Source organism: Desulfitobacterium dehalogenans ATCC 51507, assembly GCF_000243155.2.
GTDB classification, from domain to species: Bacteria; Bacillota; Desulfitobacteriia; order Desulfitobacteriales; family Desulfitobacteriaceae; genus Desulfitobacterium; species Desulfitobacterium dehalogenans.
In genome coordinates, this window is record NC_018017.1 from 3,424,995 (window position 1) to 3,444,413 (window position 19,419).

At 45.3% G+C, this 19,419-nt stretch carries 22 protein-coding genes and 1 other annotated feature (1 of these 23 cut by a window edge); all 22 genes read right to left on the minus strand.

Features of this window, described 5'->3' with window-relative positions; all coding sequences use genetic code 11:
- Positions 1-175 (minus strand) — a binding site (T-box leader); it reaches 34 nt to the left of the window's first position.
- Between the two features lie 66 nt (positions 176-241).
- A complete protein-coding gene (locus DESDE_RS16580) occupies positions 242-709 on the minus strand; it encodes a hypothetical protein (RefSeq protein ID WP_014795177.1) in 468 nt (155 codons plus the stop codon).
- A 147-nt stretch (positions 710-856) separates the two neighbouring features.
- Positions 857-1,315: a DivIVA domain-containing protein gene (locus DESDE_RS16585; RefSeq protein ID WP_014795178.1), complete on the minus strand. Its 459-nt coding sequence runs from the start codon at positions 1,313-1,315 to the stop codon at positions 857-859.
- A gap of 13 nt (positions 1,316-1,328) precedes the next feature.
- On the minus strand, positions 1,329-2,126 hold the full coding sequence (locus DESDE_RS16590) for a YlmH family RNA-binding protein (protein WP_014795179.1): 798 nt from the start codon (positions 2,124-2,126) through the stop codon (positions 1,329-1,331).
- A gap of 13 nt (positions 2,127-2,139) precedes the next feature.
- Entirely contained in the window at positions 2,140-2,427 is a 288-nt protein-coding gene (locus tag DESDE_RS16595) for a YggT family protein (RefSeq protein WP_019851096.1), read from the minus strand.
- Positions 2,428-2,430: 3 nt separating this feature from the next.
- On the minus strand, positions 2,431-2,880 hold the full coding sequence (locus tag DESDE_RS16600) for a cell division protein SepF (RefSeq protein WP_014795181.1): 450 nt from the start codon (positions 2,878-2,880) through the stop codon (positions 2,431-2,433).
- A 3-nt stretch (positions 2,881-2,883) separates the two neighbouring features.
- Positions 2,884-3,603 (minus strand): YggS family pyridoxal phosphate-dependent enzyme, encoded by a 720-nt coding sequence (locus DESDE_RS16605; RefSeq protein ID WP_014795182.1) that lies wholly within the window; start codon positions 3,601-3,603, stop codon positions 2,884-2,886.
- A 68-nt stretch (positions 3,604-3,671) separates the two neighbouring features.
- Positions 3,672-4,658, minus strand: a complete 987-nt coding sequence (locus tag DESDE_RS16610; protein ID WP_014795183.1) for an HlyD family efflux transporter periplasmic adaptor subunit — start codon at positions 4,656-4,658, stop codon at positions 3,672-3,674.
- Positions 4,627-6,030 carry a sensor histidine kinase gene (locus DESDE_RS16615; protein ID WP_014795184.1) on the minus strand — a complete coding sequence of 468 codons (1,404 nt, stop codon included), beginning with the start codon at positions 6,028-6,030 and terminating at the stop codon, positions 4,627-4,629. The genes DESDE_RS16610 and DESDE_RS16615 overlap by 32 nt, the downstream gene beginning before the upstream one ends.
- Positions 6,031-6,033: 3 nt before the next feature.
- Positions 6,034-6,717 carry a response regulator gene (locus tag DESDE_RS16620; RefSeq protein WP_014795185.1) on the minus strand — a complete coding sequence of 228 codons (684 nt, stop codon included), beginning with the start codon at positions 6,715-6,717 and terminating at the stop codon, positions 6,034-6,036.
- Between the two features lie 2 nt (positions 6,718-6,719).
- Positions 6,720-7,538 carry a peptidoglycan editing factor PgeF gene (gene pgeF / locus DESDE_RS16625; RefSeq protein WP_014795186.1) on the minus strand — a complete coding sequence of 273 codons (819 nt, stop codon included), beginning with the start codon at positions 7,536-7,538 and terminating at the stop codon, positions 6,720-6,722.
- Between the two features lie 154 nt (positions 7,539-7,692).
- Positions 7,693-7,965 carry a YlmC/YmxH family sporulation protein gene (locus DESDE_RS16630; protein ID WP_005811353.1) on the minus strand — a complete coding sequence of 91 codons (273 nt, stop codon included), beginning with the start codon at positions 7,963-7,965 and terminating at the stop codon, positions 7,693-7,695.
- Between the two features lie 188 nt (positions 7,966-8,153).
- A complete protein-coding gene (gene sigG, locus DESDE_RS16635) occupies positions 8,154-8,927 on the minus strand; it encodes an RNA polymerase sporulation sigma factor SigG (protein ID WP_014795188.1) in 774 nt (257 codons plus the stop codon).
- A gap of 125 nt (positions 8,928-9,052) precedes the next feature.
- Entirely contained in the window at positions 9,053-9,781 is a 729-nt protein-coding gene (sigE, locus tag DESDE_RS16640; RefSeq protein WP_014795189.1) for an RNA polymerase sporulation sigma factor SigE, read from the minus strand.
- Positions 9,781-10,683 carry a sigma-E processing peptidase SpoIIGA gene (locus tag DESDE_RS16645; protein ID WP_028305611.1) on the minus strand — a complete coding sequence of 301 codons (903 nt, stop codon included), beginning with the start codon at positions 10,681-10,683 and terminating at the stop codon, positions 9,781-9,783. Before DESDE_RS16645 ends, sigE begins: the two co-directional genes overlap by 1 nt.
- Before the next feature lie 329 nt (positions 10,684-11,012).
- A complete protein-coding gene (locus tag DESDE_RS16650) occupies positions 11,013-11,717 on the minus strand; it encodes an ABC transporter ATP-binding protein (RefSeq protein WP_014795191.1) in 705 nt (234 codons plus the stop codon).
- A complete protein-coding gene (locus DESDE_RS16655; protein ID WP_014795192.1) occupies positions 11,710-12,429 on the minus strand; it encodes an ABC transporter ATP-binding protein in 720 nt (239 codons plus the stop codon). The genes DESDE_RS16650 and DESDE_RS16655 overlap by 8 nt, the downstream gene beginning before the upstream one ends.
- Positions 12,416-13,378 carry a branched-chain amino acid ABC transporter permease gene (locus DESDE_RS16660; protein WP_014795193.1) on the minus strand — a complete coding sequence of 321 codons (963 nt, stop codon included), beginning with the start codon at positions 13,376-13,378 and terminating at the stop codon, positions 12,416-12,418. The genes DESDE_RS16655 and DESDE_RS16660 overlap by 14 nt, the downstream gene beginning before the upstream one ends.
- A 7-nt stretch (positions 13,379-13,385) precedes the next feature.
- Entirely contained in the window at positions 13,386-14,261 is an 876-nt protein-coding gene (locus tag DESDE_RS16665) for a branched-chain amino acid ABC transporter permease (protein WP_014795194.1), read from the minus strand.
- 111 nt (positions 14,262-14,372) lie between these two features.
- The gene (locus DESDE_RS16670; RefSeq protein ID WP_014795195.1) at positions 14,373-15,599 is read right to left on the minus strand and encodes an ABC transporter substrate-binding protein; all 1,227 of its coding nucleotides are present in this window, start codon (positions 15,597-15,599) and stop codon (positions 14,373-14,375) included.
- A gap of 130 nt (positions 15,600-15,729) precedes the next feature.
- Complete coding sequence (locus DESDE_RS16675; RefSeq protein WP_014795196.1) at positions 15,730-16,764, minus strand: DctP family TRAP transporter solute-binding subunit; 1,035 nt, start codon at positions 16,762-16,764, stop codon at positions 15,730-15,732.
- 127 nt (positions 16,765-16,891) lie between these two features.
- Positions 16,892-17,587: a response regulator gene (locus DESDE_RS16680; RefSeq protein WP_014795197.1), complete on the minus strand. Its 696-nt coding sequence runs from the start codon at positions 17,585-17,587 to the stop codon at positions 16,892-16,894.
- 46 nt (positions 17,588-17,633) lie between these two features.
- The gene (locus DESDE_RS16685) at positions 17,634-19,223 is read right to left on the minus strand and encodes an ATP-binding protein (protein WP_014795198.1); all 1,590 of its coding nucleotides are present in this window, start codon (positions 19,221-19,223) and stop codon (positions 17,634-17,636) included.
- Positions 19,224-19,419 lie beyond the last annotated feature (196 nt).

A 19,419-nucleotide genomic window follows, 5' to 3' on the forward strand; every position in this document is an offset into this window, starting at 1 on the left:
TGTTGCCATATTCCATGGCCACTCGGAGGTCCTTTAACGGGGACTAGGCGGAAAGCTTACTCTTATTTCAGCACTTCACTCTAAGGGGATACTCCTTGATTTTCCTCACAGGCTTTCACCATTTCCTGCTCGCTTTAGAGGTTCCAGCAAGGACAGTCCTTATCAACGCTGTTCTATATGAAAATTGTTTAGAGTTTATGAATGATACTTATAGAATATAATGCCCAAAAAGGATGGGTGCTTAATCATTTAACACCTTACGAATGATGGTTACAAGTTTGGCCTGACCTTCCAAATCAACTGGCTCTCTCATAAACAGGCAAAGAACGGGAACTTTCTTCTCTTTCCAAGCCAGGGTTGTTTGATTGAGATCATCCCTGTTTAAGTTTAGTTGATAGGAGTCTGCCTCAGAGGATAAACCGACGACCACACCACGCTGCTCCATTTCATCCAAAGCATGAAAGGCACGGTCCAATAAGTCATCGCTCCCAGCCATGAGGATGTCTCCGTCTCGATAAGGACCAGGTTCCGCTTTACCAATATAGATGACCTGTACTTCCTCTTGATTCTTCAAAGAGTCCGGCGAAGAGGTTATCTCTATTTCGTGGCGACCTAACTTCCCTGTGAAAGAACCTTGCTCCTCTTCATGTAATCCTAATCCCTGCACAAGAAAGTCGGAGCCAAGCTCCGAATACAAAATGCACTTCATGCGAAATCTTCTTCCCCTTTAAAGAAAACTTGGCTTGTGCCAAGCCTGCATAGGCGCAGGCAAAAGCCTTAGTTGCACTTATACTTTTTAAGTGCAAAAAATGTCTAGATTTAATTCTAGCACAATCACTCATTGTTTCGCAAGCATTCAAGAAACACGATCTTTTTCAAAAGCTTCCGCTAAGTCAAGTTGGGCGAGCAAAAAGGATTTCAATTGGGTGCGTATCATTTCCCGGCGCTTTTGTAGCCCTTCAATCTCCTCGTTCACTTGATCAAGCTTCTTCTGAGCCTCGTTCATGCGCTTAGCTTTCTCTTGTTCAGCTTCCTTCACGAGGAGCTCAGCCTCATGCCGTGCCGCTTGCTTCACATCATCGGCAGTCTGTTGAGCCAACACCATGGTTTGCTGCAAAGTGGACTCCAACTGCCTATACTGCTTTAACTCCGCTTCCAGACGCTGAACTTTGTCTCTCAGCTCAAAATTCTCAGCATAGACTCCCTCGAATTCTTTACTGACGCTTTCTAAGAACTTATTCACTTCCTCGGTGTTATAGCCGCGAACCCCTTTGCGGAACTCTTTATTTTGAATATCGATGGGAGTTAATGCCATAATTATCCTCCTCTTAGTGCTTATGAGGTGTATAAAGTATGATGTTCCATGCAATTCTCCCCTTGCGGGTCTCTTGAAACTCGATTAAACGCATACGGCCATAACCGCGGCAGGATAGAATATCCCCAGGCTTCACTTCCATATCAGCTTTGGAAACCAGCAGATCATTCCGTTTAACTTTCCCCTGTTGAATAAGCTCCTGAAGCACAGTGCGGGAAACATTAAAACCGCTGGAAGCCACCGCATCAATACGAGAAGATGCGGCTGTAATACGCCGCTCTTTCCCCTGTTCCACCGAAACCTCTACATCTCCCTCCACGGCCTCCACACGAATCCGTTCCCTTCCCGCCTTATCCCATTGGCTAAGAAGAAAATCGGAAATATCTTGGGCAACGGCAACAAGGCAACTGTGTTCAGTGAAACGTATATCCCCGACAACTTCCCGTTTCAGGCCCAAACCTATTAATGAACCTAAAACCTGCCGATGTTCAAGCTTGCCCCGGGGATCAACCGGGGTCGCCCGCAAAGTCCGGATCTCACTGGGGATGTTATCCAGGACATCAGCATCCTCTCCGATGAGAAACCGCACTCTTTCTGAATCGGGAAAGCCACCCTCCGGTCGAAAAGCAAGACCTTCCCGCCGCAGAATCCCCTCCAGCCAATTGCCCAAAGCCTGTCCGAGAAAAGGAGTCCATACCGGCTTTGCCTTTTTCAGAGCCTCATTGCACAAATCCAGCAAATGAGCCCCTTCCAGCTTTTTCTCCTTTTCTGTCCAAAAACTCAGGACACTGCGATCAATACCATATCCCATAGGATGACCACCCCTACCTCATCATTAAAAGTCTGAATAATCCCGGCAGCAGAGCGGAGCGAATAATCATGATCGCAAAATAGGCAAGAATCGGCGAAATATCGATGGAGAAGCCTCCCCCCCCGAACTGAAAACGCCGAAAGGGCTTTAACAGCGGCTCCGTAATATCGTAGAGCATACGCACAAAAGCATTATAGGGCAAATTGGGAATCCAGGATAACAAAGCACGCAGAATAATAGCGTACATAAGGATCATCAGAACCGTATCCGTGACTTGATAAACGAAAAGTATAATAATCACTCCTTATTTTGTGAGAGACCAGAAGAAGCCCTTCTCTTTAAAATCATCTTTCATCTCTCCGGAGATATCCACATTGTTGGGCACAAAGAGAAAGATGCCATTGCCGACTTTTTGCATATTACCACCTAAAGCATAAGTAGCACCGCTGACAAAATCCACAATCCGCTTGGCCAAATTGCGCTCGGCATTTTCCAGGTTGACGATAACTGGACGGCGGTTCTTTAATTGATCGGCGATGTTTTGAGAGTCTTCAAAAGCCTGGGGTTCTATGACCACCACTTTGATTTGTTTTTGAGTATGAATACTGACCACCTGGGCTCCTTTGCGGCTGCCGCTCCCTCTGGTCTCTTCGCGAATCTCTTCCTTCTCCTCTTCTTCTTCGAAATAATCGTCCTCATAGTCTTCATCCGCGAAACCCATAATACCAATAACTTTGTCAAATAACTTAGCCATTGTTCATCGACCTCCTTTAATATACTCATTGGTGGTATCTATTCGTTCTCCAAAGATTTGTCTTCCTACCCGGATTATAGTGGACCCTTCTTGAATGGCCCACTCAAAATCCTGACTCATCCCCATGGATAGTTCTTTGAGGTTCACATGAGGCAGGGTCTTCTTCTCCAGCCGCTCCTTGAGCAGACGAAGTTGCCGGAAAAAGCCTTGAGTGTCCTCAGGTGAAGCATTTAATGCCCCGATGGTCATCAATCCATACACCCGAATATGCTTATAGCCTGCTGCCTCCGTCAGGAAATCCTCCACTTCCTCTTCCAGCAATCCTGCCTTTTGGGAGTCCCGGGCAATATTAACCTGGACAAGTGTGGGCCAGACAATATTCCGCTGAGCTCCTTGACTTTCCAGAGTTTCTAACAGGCTAAGCCTGTCCAGGGAGTGAATAAGGGTGACCCTCTCGTCAAGATACTTTACCTTATTGGTTTGCAAACGTCCGATTAAATGCCATTCACAATCCTTCGGAAGTTGTATTACCTTATCCTGCCACTCTTGAACTCTGTTCTCGGCGAAAAACCGCTGTCCTGCTTCATACGCCTTTTCAACTGTCCCGACGCTCATCGTTTTACTTACTGCCAGTAGTTTTATTGCGGATGGATCCCGGCCGCTTTTCACGGCAGCCTGATGAATCCTCTGCTGTACAGCAGATAGATTTCCAAATATATCCATTTTTACACCGTCCATCTTGTTTCAATTCTACAAAGAAGGCTTGTTTCCTGCCTATTTTATAATATAGGTCAGGATTGAGAAACATTTTTTAGATTCATGATTAACCCGTCTATCCCCATCCGGGGATTGGTGATGACGGGAATTCCATGGGGCAAGTTCTCAACACAAATGACCTGGTCGTTTTGGTCCAGGATTTTTACCTTACGGTACTGAATTGCCCCTTCCTTAACGATATAGACCCCTTGCTCTTCCCCTTTAATCCATAAACTGCTCTTAGGAATAAGCACTCCGCTGACTGGGGGCCTTTGTACAAGGGAAATATCCTGAAGCCTCTGTCGGCTGGTCCCATTGATATATTGGTTAAATTGGACAACCAAACCATGGGGTTCATCCAAGAGCCGCAAAATCTTAGCATTGTAGCTCTGATCATTGATGATCAACTTAATGCTCTTCCCCACCTCATACTCATCTGGATCAACCTTAATCACCGCCACTGTAGGCTTGAGATTATTGACGATCTTACCGATGACTCTCCCTGCTGCAACGTTGCCGCTGTTCTGAGGGGGTTGTACCTCCTGGTCTTCCTGAGCTGTGGATAAATCCTGGGTTGGTTGAAGAATTTTACCCACATCCATAGCCAACAGATTTTCCGGTGTCAAATAAGTTTCCAAGCCATCAATCACGGAAAATACAATCCCACCACTGGGTGCATAGATGGGATGAGCGGAAGGAGAGGTCTCCTGTCCCAATGCCAGCCCTCCGGACTGAATTCTGGCGATAAGGTCTCCCTTGCGTACTCTTTCCCCTTCCTTAACCAAAAACTCCGGTGTTCCTGCACCAGGCGCTTTAAGCAAGACCTCTTCATTAGCAAAAACTGCTGAAACGGTCTGGAGATGTTCAATACTCCCCTGCCTTGCTATATCAACCTTAAGTGATCCCGTTAGGAAGCTGGAACGGTAAACCCATCCTAGAGAACCTAGGAGAAGAAGAAGAAAAACTCCTACGCCAAACACTCGAATAACCTTATAAATTCCCCTCCTTGGACTCCTCTTCATTCTTTTTCTCTCCATTTCCCGTTGGTAATTCGCAGATAAATACCGAGCCTGACCCCAGTTCAGAGGCCACCGTAATTTTTCCTTTGACTCCTTCGACGATATGCTTGACGATACTTAAGCCCAGCCCTGTTCCCCCTTGTTCCCGGGAGCGGGCCTTATCCACTCGGTAAAAGCGTTCAAAGATCCGGGGCAGGTCCCCTTCTGGAATCCCACATCCTGTATCGCCGAATTCTAATAAAATCTTTCCGTCATCATGAAAAGCATGTAACCACACTTTTCCTTTCACTGTATATTTTACAGCATTTTCCATAAGGTTGAGAAGTACCTGGCTTAATAAATCTATTCCTATACCAACTTCCGGCAGATCTCTGGGGATTTTAATTTCCAGCTCGATTTTTTTGGCCTCAGCATAAGGCTCAATCACCGGACGTATCTTCTCATAAGCCTCTTGGACTTTGCTCATGCCCTGACCCGAGTCCTGTCGTTGATTTTCGATTCGGGAAAGAGTGAGCAACTCATCCACCAATCGCTGTAAGCGCAACGTCTCCTTATGGATGATATTTAAAAAACGCTCCCGCAAGTGAGGCACGTCCGACGCCCCATCCAGCAGAGTTTCTACAAAGCCCTTAATCGAGGTTAAAGGGGTTCTCAGCTCATGGGATACATTACCGACAAACTCCGTCCGAAGCAGCTCCAGGCGGCGAATTTCCGTAATGTCATAGCACACAATCACTGCCCCCTGAGAGCGGACCTTCTCTCCGGTTATAGGACTGACCTGTGCCCGAATAATAAGCTTGGAATCGGTAACCAGCTCGATTTGGCCGGAGATACCCTTTTCCAAAGCTTGAGTCACAAGGTCTTCCAGCTCCTCAAACCCGTATAATTCACTAAAGTGTTTATCCCGGACAGCCTCCTGCTCTCTGCCGAAAAGCCTTTCGGCCGCACGATTGAGCAATACAATACGTCCCACATGGTCCAGGGAAATAACTCCTTCCTGCATACCGGCAAGAATGGCCTGGATCTTCTGAGCTTCTTGTCGATTGTTCAACATGCTGAGATTGACTTGCTGACCCAAGTTAGTAATCGCTCTCGATAGGGTTCCTAATTCATCGGAATCCTCTGGATGATGGGCCGGCCGAAACTCCTCTTGAAGAATCCCTGCAATCGCATCATTAATTTTTCGGATTCGCCTTTCAAATTGGGAAGCAAAGAAGAAAATTATTCCCCCGGGGAGAAGAATCGCCAAAACTATCGCCAAAACATCGATATCCATACGAATCCCTGTTTGTACTTGAGCACCCAGCCAGAAAAGCAGTATTGAAAGGGAATTAACCAACAGATAAAGACCTAACACAAGCCACTTAATCTTCATGTTCTATCCTTTCAAACGATACCCAATACCGCGCAATGTTTCGATATATTCAGGATTAGAAGGGTCTTTTTCGATTTTTAGTCTGAGATGCCGCACATGGACATCCACTGTTCGCGTATCTCCAGCATATTCATATCCCCAAATTCGTTCAAGAAGCTCATCCCGGGTGTAGACTTTCCCAGGATAGGCCGCCAGGACACGCAGTAATTCAAATTCTTTCGGAGTTAATTCTATGTGCTGTCCTCGAACGGATACTCGAAAACGGTCCAAATCAATATGCAGATCCTGCCGAACGATATCGTTGTTCTCTTCGGAAGGCTTTATCCGCCGCAGCCTTGCCCGGATTCTTGCCACGAGCTCCCGCGGGCTAAAGGGTTTCGTAATATAATCATCGGCTCCGATCTCCAGCCCCAATACTTTATCTATCTCTTCCCCTTTTGCTGTCAGCATAATGACCGGCAGATCGGCAAATCTGGGCATCTTGCGGATTTGATTCAATACCTCAAGACCGCTTATGCCAGGAAGCATAATATCAAGGACTAAAAGCTCCGGTTGTTTCTCCTCAAGGATATGTAATGCTTCAGAACCGTCCGAAGCGATCAATACCTGGTAGCCTTCTTTTTCAAGGTTAAATTTAAGTAGTTCTTGAATTGGTTCTTCATCATCAACCACCAAAATTACGGCCACAATTATTCCTCCCTTTTCGGTAACCGGCGAATCCAACCTGCCATCCGTCCTGTATGTGGACCCTCAAGGCGATGAGAAAAGAAAGAGTCCGTATGACATGCTGTACACTCCCGGGCTATCCATAGCCTTTCCCGGGGTATCCCCGCTTCCCTCAATACCATCTCATTGGCAGCCTTTATGTCCAGTAGTGCATGTCCACTTCTGCCTGGTCTTATAAAAGGCATCTGGGTAAAGTTTTTGGCAAACTCGTCAATAACCCGTTCATCCACTTCATAACAGCAGGGCCCAATACTTGGTCCGATAGCTGCCCAAGTCTCATCGGGTTCCCCTCCCAGGCGTTGAAATTCCTCCAGGATCTGACCAACGATCTTCCTCGAAGTTCCTTTCCATCCGGCATGAGCAATTCCTACAGATTGAAGGCGGGGATGGTAAAAGAACACAGGAACGCAGTCCGCAAAAAAGGCCATCAGGCCGGTATGGCACATCGTGTACAATCCATCGACCCCGACAATCGCGCTATCCAGGGACTCGCTTCCTCGTCCCCCGTCCTCTTCTTTAACCTGGTGAATCCTGGTTCCATGGACTTGTTCCCCAACAGCAACCTGGGATGGATGAACATCCCATTCCTTAAACCATAAATCACGATTGATCTGTACTTTATCGGGAGCATCCCCAACATGGAGCCCCAGGTTCAGGCTGGCATAGGGTGATAAGCTTACCCCTCCCCAGCGTGTAGAAAACCCAATCTGAATCCCCTCCGCTTCCCAGCAGGGAATGGTAAGATAGGTTAGGCCTTTTCCCTGACGCCAACTCCAAGTCATCGAATTACCCCCATACGATTCTCAATTTTAACTATACCATAAAGTTCCGGGGGGATGTACTCCCCAAAAGTCCTATCTTTATACGATTTAAGCCTTCTGAAGGCTGCATTGCCCTTCAGAAGGCTTTCTCTATCTCTACAGATGTCTATTGCCATTACCGACGGTCGTCCACCAGGGAATTGAACTCCGGCAAATCCGTCGCATCCACTAAAATGACATCCACCCCGATTTTTTTAACCCGCTCCCAGGGAACAAGGATATCCTCCGTCCGTCCCCCAAAGAAACCCCAGCTCCGGGAGGCGCCCTGCACTACGATCCCTTTAATGGAACCGCGTTCAAGGTCCAGATCCAGGTCTTTAATAGGACCTAACCGGCGACCGTCTTTAATATTAACTATATCCAGTAAGCGCAGCTCAGAGATCCGCATCCACTATACCTCCCCTCTCTCCATATATATTCCATGGAAAGAGGGTTTATACTATGGCTGCTATTCTTCCTTAAAATTAACATATATTGCTCAGGTCAGGTCATTAGGCCACTATTTTCGAGTCTTTTTCAGGACTCCGTTTGCCTCAATGCAGGTACGTTTCACCCCCTGCTGGTGCCGGCGCCCCTTCAGACATACTTGCGCATATGCCCCAGAGCCGCCTTCTCCAAACGGGAAACCTGGGCTTGAGATATCCCGATCTCATCGGCTACTTCCATCTGAGTCTTGCCATGGAAAAAGCGCAGAGACAAAATAAGTTTCTCCCGTTCACTCAGACGCCGCAGGGCTTCCCGTACGGCAATTCCCTCCAGCCAACTGTTATCGGAGTGCTTCTCATCCCCGATCTGGTCCATCACGAAAATGGGATCTCCCCCATCATGATAGATGGGCTCGAACAGAGAGATGGGTTCCTGAATAGCATCCAGAGCAAAAATCACTTCTTCCCGGGGAAGAGTGAGTTTAGCCGCAATTTCCGACACCGTTGGTTCCCGGGAACACTCATTAACCAGCTGATCCCGGACTTGGAGCGCCTTATAAGCGATATCCCTAAGGGAGCGGCTGACCCGAATCGGGTTATTGTCCCTTAAATACCTGCGAATCTCTCCGATAATCATCGGGACAGCGTAGGTCGAGAACTTGACATTCTGGCTTAGATCAAAATTATCAATAGCCTTCATCAAACCGATACAACCTACCTGAAAGAGATCATCCACATACTCTCCGCGATTGGTGAATCTCTGAATCACACTGAGAACCAATCTTAAATTACCATAAATCAACTTCTCCCGAGCTTCTTTTTCCCCGCTTTGATAGGCAACAAACAATTCCTTCATTTTTGCGCTACTAAGAACAGGCAATTTTGAGGTGTTCACTCCACAGATTTCTACTTTGTTTAAAGCCATTTGAGCACCCTCCAAGCCGATTTCTCCTCTGTGAGGATAAGTCAACTAAGCTCAGATAGAGTCTAAAACTCCACTGAAGCAAGTTTCCTTTATTCTTGGAAGAGTATGCCCGATGGAGTTGAAACTTATTCCAAACGGATAAATTCTTTCCTCAAGCGACGAATAATCCGTTTTTCCAGCCGAGAAATATAGGATTGGGATATCCCCAGCCGATCGGCAACTTCCTTCTGGGTTTTTTCCTCACCATTGTCCAAACCAAAGCGCAATTCCATAATCAGTTTTTCCCGATCCGTCAGTCTGGCCATAGCCAAATGCAAAAGCTGACGGTCCACCTTCTCTTCCAGCGGACGGGAAATAATATCGTTTTCCGTCCCCAATACATCAGAAAGTAAGAGCTCATTGCCGTCCCAATCAATATTTAAAGGCTCATCAAAGGATACCTCGGTTCTCGTCTTGTTATTGCGGCGCAAATGCATAAGGATTTCATTTTCGATGCAGCGTGAAGCATAGGTAGCCAGCTTAATTTTTTTCTGAGGATCAAAGGTGTTGACCGCTTTGATCAGCCCAATGGTTCCAATGGAGACCAGATCCTCTATACCTACCCCCGTATTCTCGAATTTGCGGGCAATATACACCACCAAACGCAGGTTTCTTTCGATGAGGATATCTCGGACACTCACATCCCCCCGTTCAAGGCGTTCTAATAATTCCCCCTCTTCATCCGTGCTCAGGGGGGGAGGCAGGGCTTCACTGCTCCCTACATAATAGATTTCCCGCCAATCGGTAAACTTGGCTATAATCATTGATTTAATTTTCAATACCCATAATTTGAAACGTTCTACTATCCTTCTCATCAGCTTTCCTCCGCTCCTCGAACATGCTCTGAGTGCAGCAAGGCCTGATAGGCTCTATCCGGACTAAGAACCTGCTGCACGAAAGCTAAGGTTGCTTTCATTTCTTTCGGTTCCGGCAAGGATGTACAAACCACCCTTTGGGGCCGGATACCCAGAAGCCAGCTTCTATGCCCTACTCCCTGGTAAGGGATAAAGGCACATTGTTTAATCCACAAAGAATCGGACTGCCAAAGCCAAGGCCAGGGATCGTCCAGATCCCGCCAGGCTCCTTGCAAAACCGGGAGCAGCTCTTCCGGCATCCCGGCGACCGCTGCTTCCTCTTCGACTAAAATTACTGGGTACCCGGTCAAAGGATCCCGCAATTGATTCCCCGTATCCAGCAAGGCTTTCACCCTGAAGGAATTCCCTTTACCCATATCAATCTCAAGGTCATAGATAAAGGATTGTTGCCGGGCCGCTGAACCTAGAATTTGATGCCACGCTTTTTGAGTAAACCACCATAATCCTGCAACCAAGGGCAAAATCCAAAGATTCTTCAGCCCAATCCGCAAAGAACCCCCTATCCTGCCGTCGAAGCTGATCCAGCCCCATAAGGCGTAGACAAGCCCACCCAGTCCGGCTGATAAGACCCAAAATATCAGGAGAGTCTTGAAATATAGCCTAAATCCCCGATAGGGATAGGCCAGCCAAACCATCAGCCAAGGAATAAAATATTTGCTCAAATCAAAAAGCAACGAGGCTGGAACATAGGCAGATAGAATGACCGGAATTTCTCCAGCGATTACTCCCGCCGCAATTCTCTTGCCTCGAAAGGGAAGATTCGATAGTCGGGCAGCGAGGATTAAGAGCAAGGCATCCATACTCCCATTCACTAAAAGATCAAGATCCAAATACCTCTCCATGACTCATTGCAGCCCTTTCAACCATCTCTCCCAAATTATACCGAAGATGGTGAATAAAAGCTGTCGTAATAGGTGGGAATATTTAGGAAAACTATTGCGACTGGTGACGCATAATCGCGGTTAAGCAAACTTCAGCAGGTTAATAATTTCCATCATCCGATGGTGCTGCAATAGCGACATAGGGCTTGAGGATAATCGACAGACGCCAAAATTGCTAAAAGGGGTGGAACATTGAATTGCCAGGCAACTCAATGTTCCACCCCCAAAGCCATACCATAATACAATCCTCAGATTAGTCCAACACGACCTTACCTTAAACAAATGACTTGTTATATTCCTAAATATGCTTCTTTGATATGTTCATTGTTCAATAGTTCCTGACCCTGACCTTCCATGATTACCCTGCCGTTCTCCAAAACATAGGCCCGGTCGCACATGCTTAAAGTCTTGGCCACATTCTGCTCGACCAGCAGAACAGTGACACCCTGTTGATTGATTTCTTTTACTATATCGAAAATCTGGCTTACCAACACCGGCGAAAGCCCAAGGGAGGGTTCATCCAGGATAAGTAAATTCGGCAAAGCCATTAATCCTCTGCCTATAGCAAGCATCTGTTGCTGGCCACCGCTGAGATTCCCCGCTTCCTGGTTTTGCTTTTCCTGTAAAATTGGAAATAAGTCAAAGACCTTTTTTATAGTCTCTTTACGTTTGGCTTTAGCCTCAGGAAATAGCGATCCCATTTCCAAATTCTCTTTTACGGTCATTTCCGGAAAAAGACGCCGTCCTTCAGGGACATGAATAATTCCTTGAGCAGCAACTTTGTAGCCAGGCAATTTGGCAATATCTGTGCCCATAAACTCTATAACTCCGCTTTTATTTGTTACGATTCCCGAGATTGTGTTTAAAATGGTTGTTTTACCAGCTCCATTGGCACCAAGAAGTACCACAAACTCCCCTTTTCTGACTTCAAAGGAAACATCCCATAAAACCTGCAGATCTTTGTAGGATGCATTAAGGCTCTTTACTTTAAGCATGATCATCACCTAAATATGCTTTAATTACCTCAGGATGACTCGCTACCTCCTGCGGTTTTCCAATCGTGATTTGGCTGCCGAAGTTTATAGCCAAAATGCGGTCAGAGATACCCATCATCACCTTCATGATGTGTTCGATAATGATTATTGTCATTCCCGAATCTCGGATCTTTTTGATGATGGCTATTGCCTCTTCTGACTCCCTCGGATTTAGGCCTGCACAGGTTTCATCAAGCATAAGCAATTCCGGTTCCGTGGCCAGGGCCCTGGCAATTTCCAGCCTTTTGCGCAGTGCTAAGGGCAAGCTTTTCGCTTCATAATCTTTAAACTTAGTCAGTCCACAGAAATCCACGATCTCCTCAGCCTTGCTTTTTGCTTTTGCCGTGCTATTGGTGCGTAGAAATGCTCCTACCATAACATTTTCCTGCACGGTCATCCGTTTTAAGGGTTTAACAACTTGAAATGTTCTCCCTATTCCTAGGTCGCATATATCATGGGCCGGCACCTGGTCAATCCTTTTCTCTTTGAAGTATATTTCTCCTGAAGAAGGGGGAAAAAAACAACTGATAAGATTGAAGACGGTTGTTTTGCCGGCACCATTAGGACCAATAATCCCTAAGATTTCTCCCTTTTCAACCGTGAAACTCAGGTTATTAACGGCGGCTACGCCCCCAAATCGCTTAACAATGTTTTTTGCTTCAAATAGACTCATGTTTAGTCCCTCCCGGCCAGCCTTTCTTTTGCCTCAATAGTCGCCCAAGGTTGGTGAGTGCCCCGATAATCCCATTAGGCATAAACATGATGATTATGCACACAAGCATTCCAAAGACCAGAACATTAGCCGCTCCAAGGGTTGCGCGAAACAGTTCTCCCAAAATTATATAAATTGCTGCGCCAATAGTAGGTCCCCAGGTTGTGGCAGGCCCCCCCAGCATAACAACCAGAATTATCATAATTGAGACGTTGACTAAATTAAACGCAATTTTCGGATCTATAAAAGATACATAATTCATATAAAACGCTCCAACCAATCCTGTAAAAAAGGCACTGGGTAGGAGGGCAATTATTTTATAGGTCGTCGTCGGAATTCCCAGAGAAGTTGCTGCATCCTGGTCTTCCCTTATGGAAACCAGATAATAGCCTATTTTAGAGTTAACAATCTTGTAAGTGGTCATAATCGTTAAAGCCAAAATTGCTAAGCCTATGTAATAATAGAAAACTTTTGAAGTAATTTCCGGCATAATCAGTATCCCTTGAGCACCGTTGGTTACCGACAGGTTAGTAAATAGAATTCTAAAGATTTCACCCAAGGCCAGCATGGCCAGTGCAAAGTAAGGGCCTCTCAGCCGGAAACAAATCAAGCCAATTGGATAAGCGATCATGGTAGCCGCGATAGGTCCCAACAGCAGACCCCACCAAGGGGATACCTCCAAATAGAGGTTCAGCATTCCTGCGGAATAAGCACCTATCCCAAAGAATGCCGCGTGGCCAAAGGAAACCTGCCCCCCATATCCACCGAGCAAATTCCAGGCTGTACCAATCGTCGCCCAAATAAGGATTAAAATCACCATATGCAATTGGTAAGGGGCTTTAATAATCAATGGAACCGCCAGCGCTGCGATAAGAGCTATAATTGTCAATAGCAACTTTTTGTTTTTCATATCCCGCTCACCTCCTGATAAAGCTTTTTAAGCCACCTGGCAAAAATAACAGAACTAGAATAAACATGATCAGGCCGACTAAATCTTTGTACCCCATAGAAATATACGTTGCACCCAATGATTCCGCAGTACCGAGGATGATAGCTCCAACTATGGCACCCATGGTACTGCCCATTCCTCCCAAAATGGTTATTATAAAAGACTTGGCATTAAACAGCTGCCCCACATCCGGATATAAATAAAAGATCGGTAATAACAAGGACCCCCCAGCTGCCGCCAAAGCCGAGCCAATACCAAAGGTAATTACTGTAATCTTTGAAGAGTTGACTCCCATGTAGACCGCAGCATCCCGGTCCTGAGCCGTGGCTCTGATAGACTTACCCAAATCTGTTTTAGTCAAAAACAGATGTAGGAGTGTGGTAAACGCTATAGCAATAAAAAATCCAATGAGCATTGGCACACTGATTGACATATCCGCTATAAAAACGGTTTTTGATGAATAGCCTGTGGCTATTGACCGATAGTCTGATGTAAAGATGAGCCGGGCAATTTCGGTTAAAACCAGCATTATCCCAATGGTTAGTAAAACCTGATTCTGGGGAAGGATCGATTCAACCTTAACCAAGATATTAATCATATACTTCTGGATGATGCAGCCTAACAAAAATGCTACGATCATTGCCGCGAACATCCCCAGATAAGGATCAAGACCAAATTGATGAAAACAAACATAGGTAACGTACATCCCTACCATGACAATAGCTCCGTGAGCAAGGTTGATTATTTTCATGACTCCCATAATTAAAGTCATTCCCAGCGCAATCAAAGCATACATAGACCCTAGCAGGACACCGGAGATAACGGATTGGCCGAATAAAACCATTATAACTACCCCCAATACAATGCGAGATATTCTGCGTTGATCCAAGGGGGCAAATAGAAGAAGATCAGACTTCTTCTATTTGCTCCATTACACTACTATACTAAAGAATTATTACCTCTCTCCCCAGTTAGGCACCGGATAGACAAGGGGAGCCGATTTAACATCTTCGGGCCAGATTACTTCCAACTTGCCCTTCTGCCATTGCACTACATAAGTATAGGGTCTGTTTTGATTGGTATAGCCTTCCCAGTCTTCAAACTTGATTGGACCCATAACTGTCATCAGATCCGTTTCTTTAAGAGCTTTTTGAATCCCTGTATTGCTAAGCTCTTGAGCCCTGTTAAGAGCATCCACAATGATATGCATGGTTGCATAAGCCTGTGCGCCATGATAATCAGGTTCTTTTCCATATTTCTTCACATAGTTATCAAAGAATTCCTTTGCTCCCGGCCAGGTTACACTAGGTACCCACAGAGTGCTGGAGGCAATATATTCCGAAGCCTCACCCGCATTTTCCCTGAATTCAGGCAGGGTATAGCCAGCACCGCCCCCTACTACCAATTTCGTGTTAAAATCCAGTTCCTTGGATTGTTTGACGATCATGGAAGCATCCATCAGATAGGAGACCGCAAAAACCATATCAGGGTTAGTCGTTTTAACCTTAGCCAGCATGGGCTTAAAATCTATCGCTCCAGCCTCATAGGGTTGATCATAGACGATTTCTATCCCTCTTTTTTCTGCTTCGGCCCTGAAGCCTGTGGCAGATGACTTACCGAAATCTGTGCTTTCGTAAATAATAGCAGCCGTCTTTGGCTTTATGACCTGATCAAGCATCTCCCAAAGAGCAACCGTGTATTTACTGGCTGGAGCGGCAGCACCCCTGAAAACCCATTCCCAGCCCTTCTTAGTGATGTCATCCGCTGATCCCGTAGTGACAAGTAAAGGTATGTTCATCGACTGGGCCGCGCCGGCAATAACGTTAGTAGAAGCACTGCTGTAAGCACCGCTTATCATTACGACTTTGTCCTGGTTGACAAGTTTCTCCGTTGCAGACTTGGCCATATCCTGCTTTCCCTGATCATCTTCAAACAAGAGCTGAATGTCCTTACCGCCTATCGTTGTTTTACCCGCAGCTTTTAGTTCTTCATATGCCATTTCAAAAGCATTCTTTTCCATATTGCCGAAAGTGGCCTCACTACCGGTTAAGGGCAGAATAATCCCCACTTTAATCACATCCGCTGATCCTGCGGCATTCTGACTTCCACAACCACCGAGGGTGACTAAAAGTCCAAGAATTAAAACAAAAGCCATTAATGACCGCCAAATTGGTTTTCTCATTTAAACCCTCTCCTCATCTAATCTAGTTTGTAGACATTAACCCCTCGAAGATAGAAGTTTCACCCCCTTGCCTTATTTTTAAAATTGTAACTTCATCCCAATCCGGTCCCACCTCCTTAAACCTCATCGTTTACCTATTCCCAGCCAAGTCAATGGATTGTTTCACATCATTAAGAAAGTCTGCGCCGTTTTCTTGGACAAATTTTGCATAAACCAAAGCAAAATCCTCTTTCCAAAACCTTTTCTCCTGACTATCCAAGGTGTATATCTTGATTTTATTGCGTTTTTGCAGTTCACTTAATTGTTCATCGTTCAACTTTTTGGCGATATCTCTTTCCCACAGTGTCACTTCAGCCAAGGTTGTCTCCAGGAGTTCCCGAGCCTGAGATGGCAGCTGATTCCAGAATTCTTCATTGACTATGACCGCATACCCCATAAAGCCGTGTTGACTGAGGGTTAAATAACTCTGTACCTGGTCAAAGTTCTTCGTATAAATATTAGAGATCGTATTTTCCTGGCCTTGAGCCCGCCCTTCTTCCAAAGACTGATAAACATCATTGAAGGGTAGATAGAGGGTGTCGGCGCCAAAGTAATGAAATTGTTCTTCCAGGATTCCCTGAGACATGATCCGAAAACATAACCCTTGTAAATCACTGGGCTTAGTGATAGGATGATCGTTATTGGTCAATTGTTTGAAGCCGTTATCCCACATAGCCAGTCCCTTCATACTTTTCTGGCGTAATTGTTCAAGCAAGGTCCTGCCCAAAGGCCCATCTATTATTTGATGAACACTGTCTAGATCATCAAACAGATAGGGAAGATCCCAGATTTGCCACTGGGGAAATAATTGGGCAACTTTTGAAGTGGTGGGAGCGATCATCTGCACATCCCCTCTGCTCAAGGCCTCAAATTCTTCACCATCTTTAAATAATTGAGAATTTGGAAATACCTGAACTTCAATAGAGCCCTTAGATCGTTCCCTGACCAGACTGGCAAAACGTATGGCGGCTAAACCTTTGGGAGTGTTCTCCTCAACGACGTGAGAAAACTTGATGATGATCTTATCCTTTTTATCCACTTGCTGACCATCAATAACTCTGGTACCACATCCGGCCAATAAAAGAACAACCATACTTAAAATAAAGAGCCAGCTATTTCTAGCCATACATTGTACCTCTGTTGATCCTTTTATCTGAATATTGTAAATTTATTATATTTTCTGATAATTAACAACCTTTTGGTCCTTTTGATATTTATGGTCTTATTGGTCTGTAAAAATAAAAAAATGCACCCTAAAGTACAATTTTATATTTGTTGATGGGCCTGCCCACTGCCCCATATTGAGTTTCCAATAATACCCGGTCCATTTTTTCAAGATATTCCAGGTATCTGCGGGCTGTTACCCGCGCCAGCCCAACCCCTTCCGCCACTTCCTCTGCCGATAGTCCGATCGGGGTTTCTTTAAGAAAATTATAAACTTGCTGCAAGGTAATTTCGCGCAAGCCTTTGGGTAACTCTTCCCGACTTCTATTGGCAAGGGTATCCTGATGGGGATGAATTTTGATCAAACGGTCCAGATCCTCCTGATTTATCTCCCAGCGATTTTGCAGCTGCTCTGCGTAGGAGTAATAATTGTTGAGTGCAGTATGGATCCGCTCATATTTAAAAGGTTTGATAATGTAATCCACCACACCGAAGCGCAGCCCAGCCTGGACCGTTGCCACGTCCTGGGCCGCTGTAATCAGGATGATATCGGTAGGTATACCCAGTTGGCGGATCTCTTTAAGGATTTGAATTCCGTTGAGGTCCGGTAAATAGATATCGAGAATTACTAAACGCGGTCTCAAATTCCGAATAATTTCCAACGCTTTTTTTCCGGTTCTGGCTTTACCACAAATTCGAAACCCTCCAATTCTCTTTATAAACCCTTCATTTACTTCCATTACCATCGGATCGTCTTCAACTAGGATCAAGTCAATCAGATTCATTGATTATGGCCTCCTTTTGAACCTCTCCTAAAAGACCTCAGTGTGATCACGCTTGAATTTTATTCAATGGAATTCTAACCCCAAAACGTGTCCCCCATTTACCCGACTCCAGCTCTATGGTCCCACCTAACAAATCTACTGTCTGCTTAACCAGTGATAGGCCAATTCCCCTATTGCCATTCCCTTTGGTTGAAAATCCCCATTGATAAATTTTTGCTTGATTTTCTGAGGAAATCCCCGACCCGGTATCCTCTACACTCAATACCAATTCATGGTGTTCATACTTAATCCGACAGTGCACTTCGCTTAACTTACTTCCCACCACCGCTTCCATGGCATTCTCCAGTAAATTTCCCAGAATAATGGTCAATGTGCTGCTGTCAAAGCCCTCCGGCAATTCACTCAAATTCGAGTCCGGATCAAATAAAACATCGACTTTCAGCTCTTTGCCGCGATTATACTTTCCTAAGAGCAAGCCTGCAACGTTAGGGTACCTAATCTTACTGCTCAGGAATCTTGTAACCTCCTGTTGCTCCTCAGTCACTCTATAAATATAATCCCTGGCTTGATCAGCTTTCCCTAACTGTATCAACCCGGCAATGGTATGCAATTTATTCAGGGATTCATGATTCTGTACCCTCAGCGCTTCAATAAAGGTTTTTACTCCAGTTAATTCCTCCGCCATTTTGCGTACTTCAGTTTTTTCTTTAAGGGTGATGACCCTTCCAACTATCTGCTCCTTGACTCTGACCGGCAAAAAATCCACGAAAACCCAAGTATTATTTAGGATAAGCTCTGTGGTCTCCGTAGGATCATTTGCCACCAATAAATCGTTTAAGGCATTAAAGGCAGGAAGTTCTTTTAAGCGGCATCCTACCTCCTTTTCAGAAATTCCTACAATCCGGCACGCTTTTTCATTAATTACGGTAATGCGGTTCTCCATATCAAGGGCTACAACCCCATCATCCATAGCCTGGAAAATTGCCACTCTTTCTTCCAGCATCCGCGCGATCTCGTTGGGTTCAAGGGAAAACATATTCTTCTTAATATTGCTGGCCAAATAAAATGAACCCAGTCCCCCCAGAATTAACCCTATCAGAATCGAAGAATAGAGTTCAGTCTTGATGGTACTGATGATTTCCCGGATGGTAGGTACAAGAATTCCAACCGCAACAACCCCTACCTGACGGGTCCCTTCATCAGCCAGGACAGGTACAAAAGCACGAATCGACGGTCCCAGTACTCCTACAGCTTGGGAGAGATATTCCTTTCTTTGTAAAGAAAGCTCTTCATCTCCATCGTTAAAGACAGTGCCAATGCGATCTAAATAAGGATGAGAATATCTTGTCTTTTCCATATTAAAAATTACGATATATTCAACCCCTGTGGCCAGACGGATCCGTTCGGCAAGAGGTTGAATTACTTTCGAACCCTCAGACTTGCTAAGATTTTCTTGTACCTCACTTAACTGGGCAACCGTTCGGGCAATAGCCATCGCTCGATGTCCTATTTCTTTCTCCATCTTATCCGAAATTTGGTTGACAATAATCACTCCTGCCAGAAAAACGGATAAAAGAACGAGCAGGAATGAGAGCATTGCGATTTTAGTCCCTAATTTTAGGTGGAGGATTTTCAACCGCTTACTCCCCCTCCGGCTGATGAATCAATTTGATTCATTGGCTTGATTCTTTATTTCATAATATTGCTGCCGACCAATTGCGCAGAAATTATGTCCTTTGCTGTCTATGTCCACTATGGAGGGAAAAAGGAGCACACGACATTATCATCATAACGCCGAATAGTGTTAGTGTCAAAGAGTTATTTGAATTTTC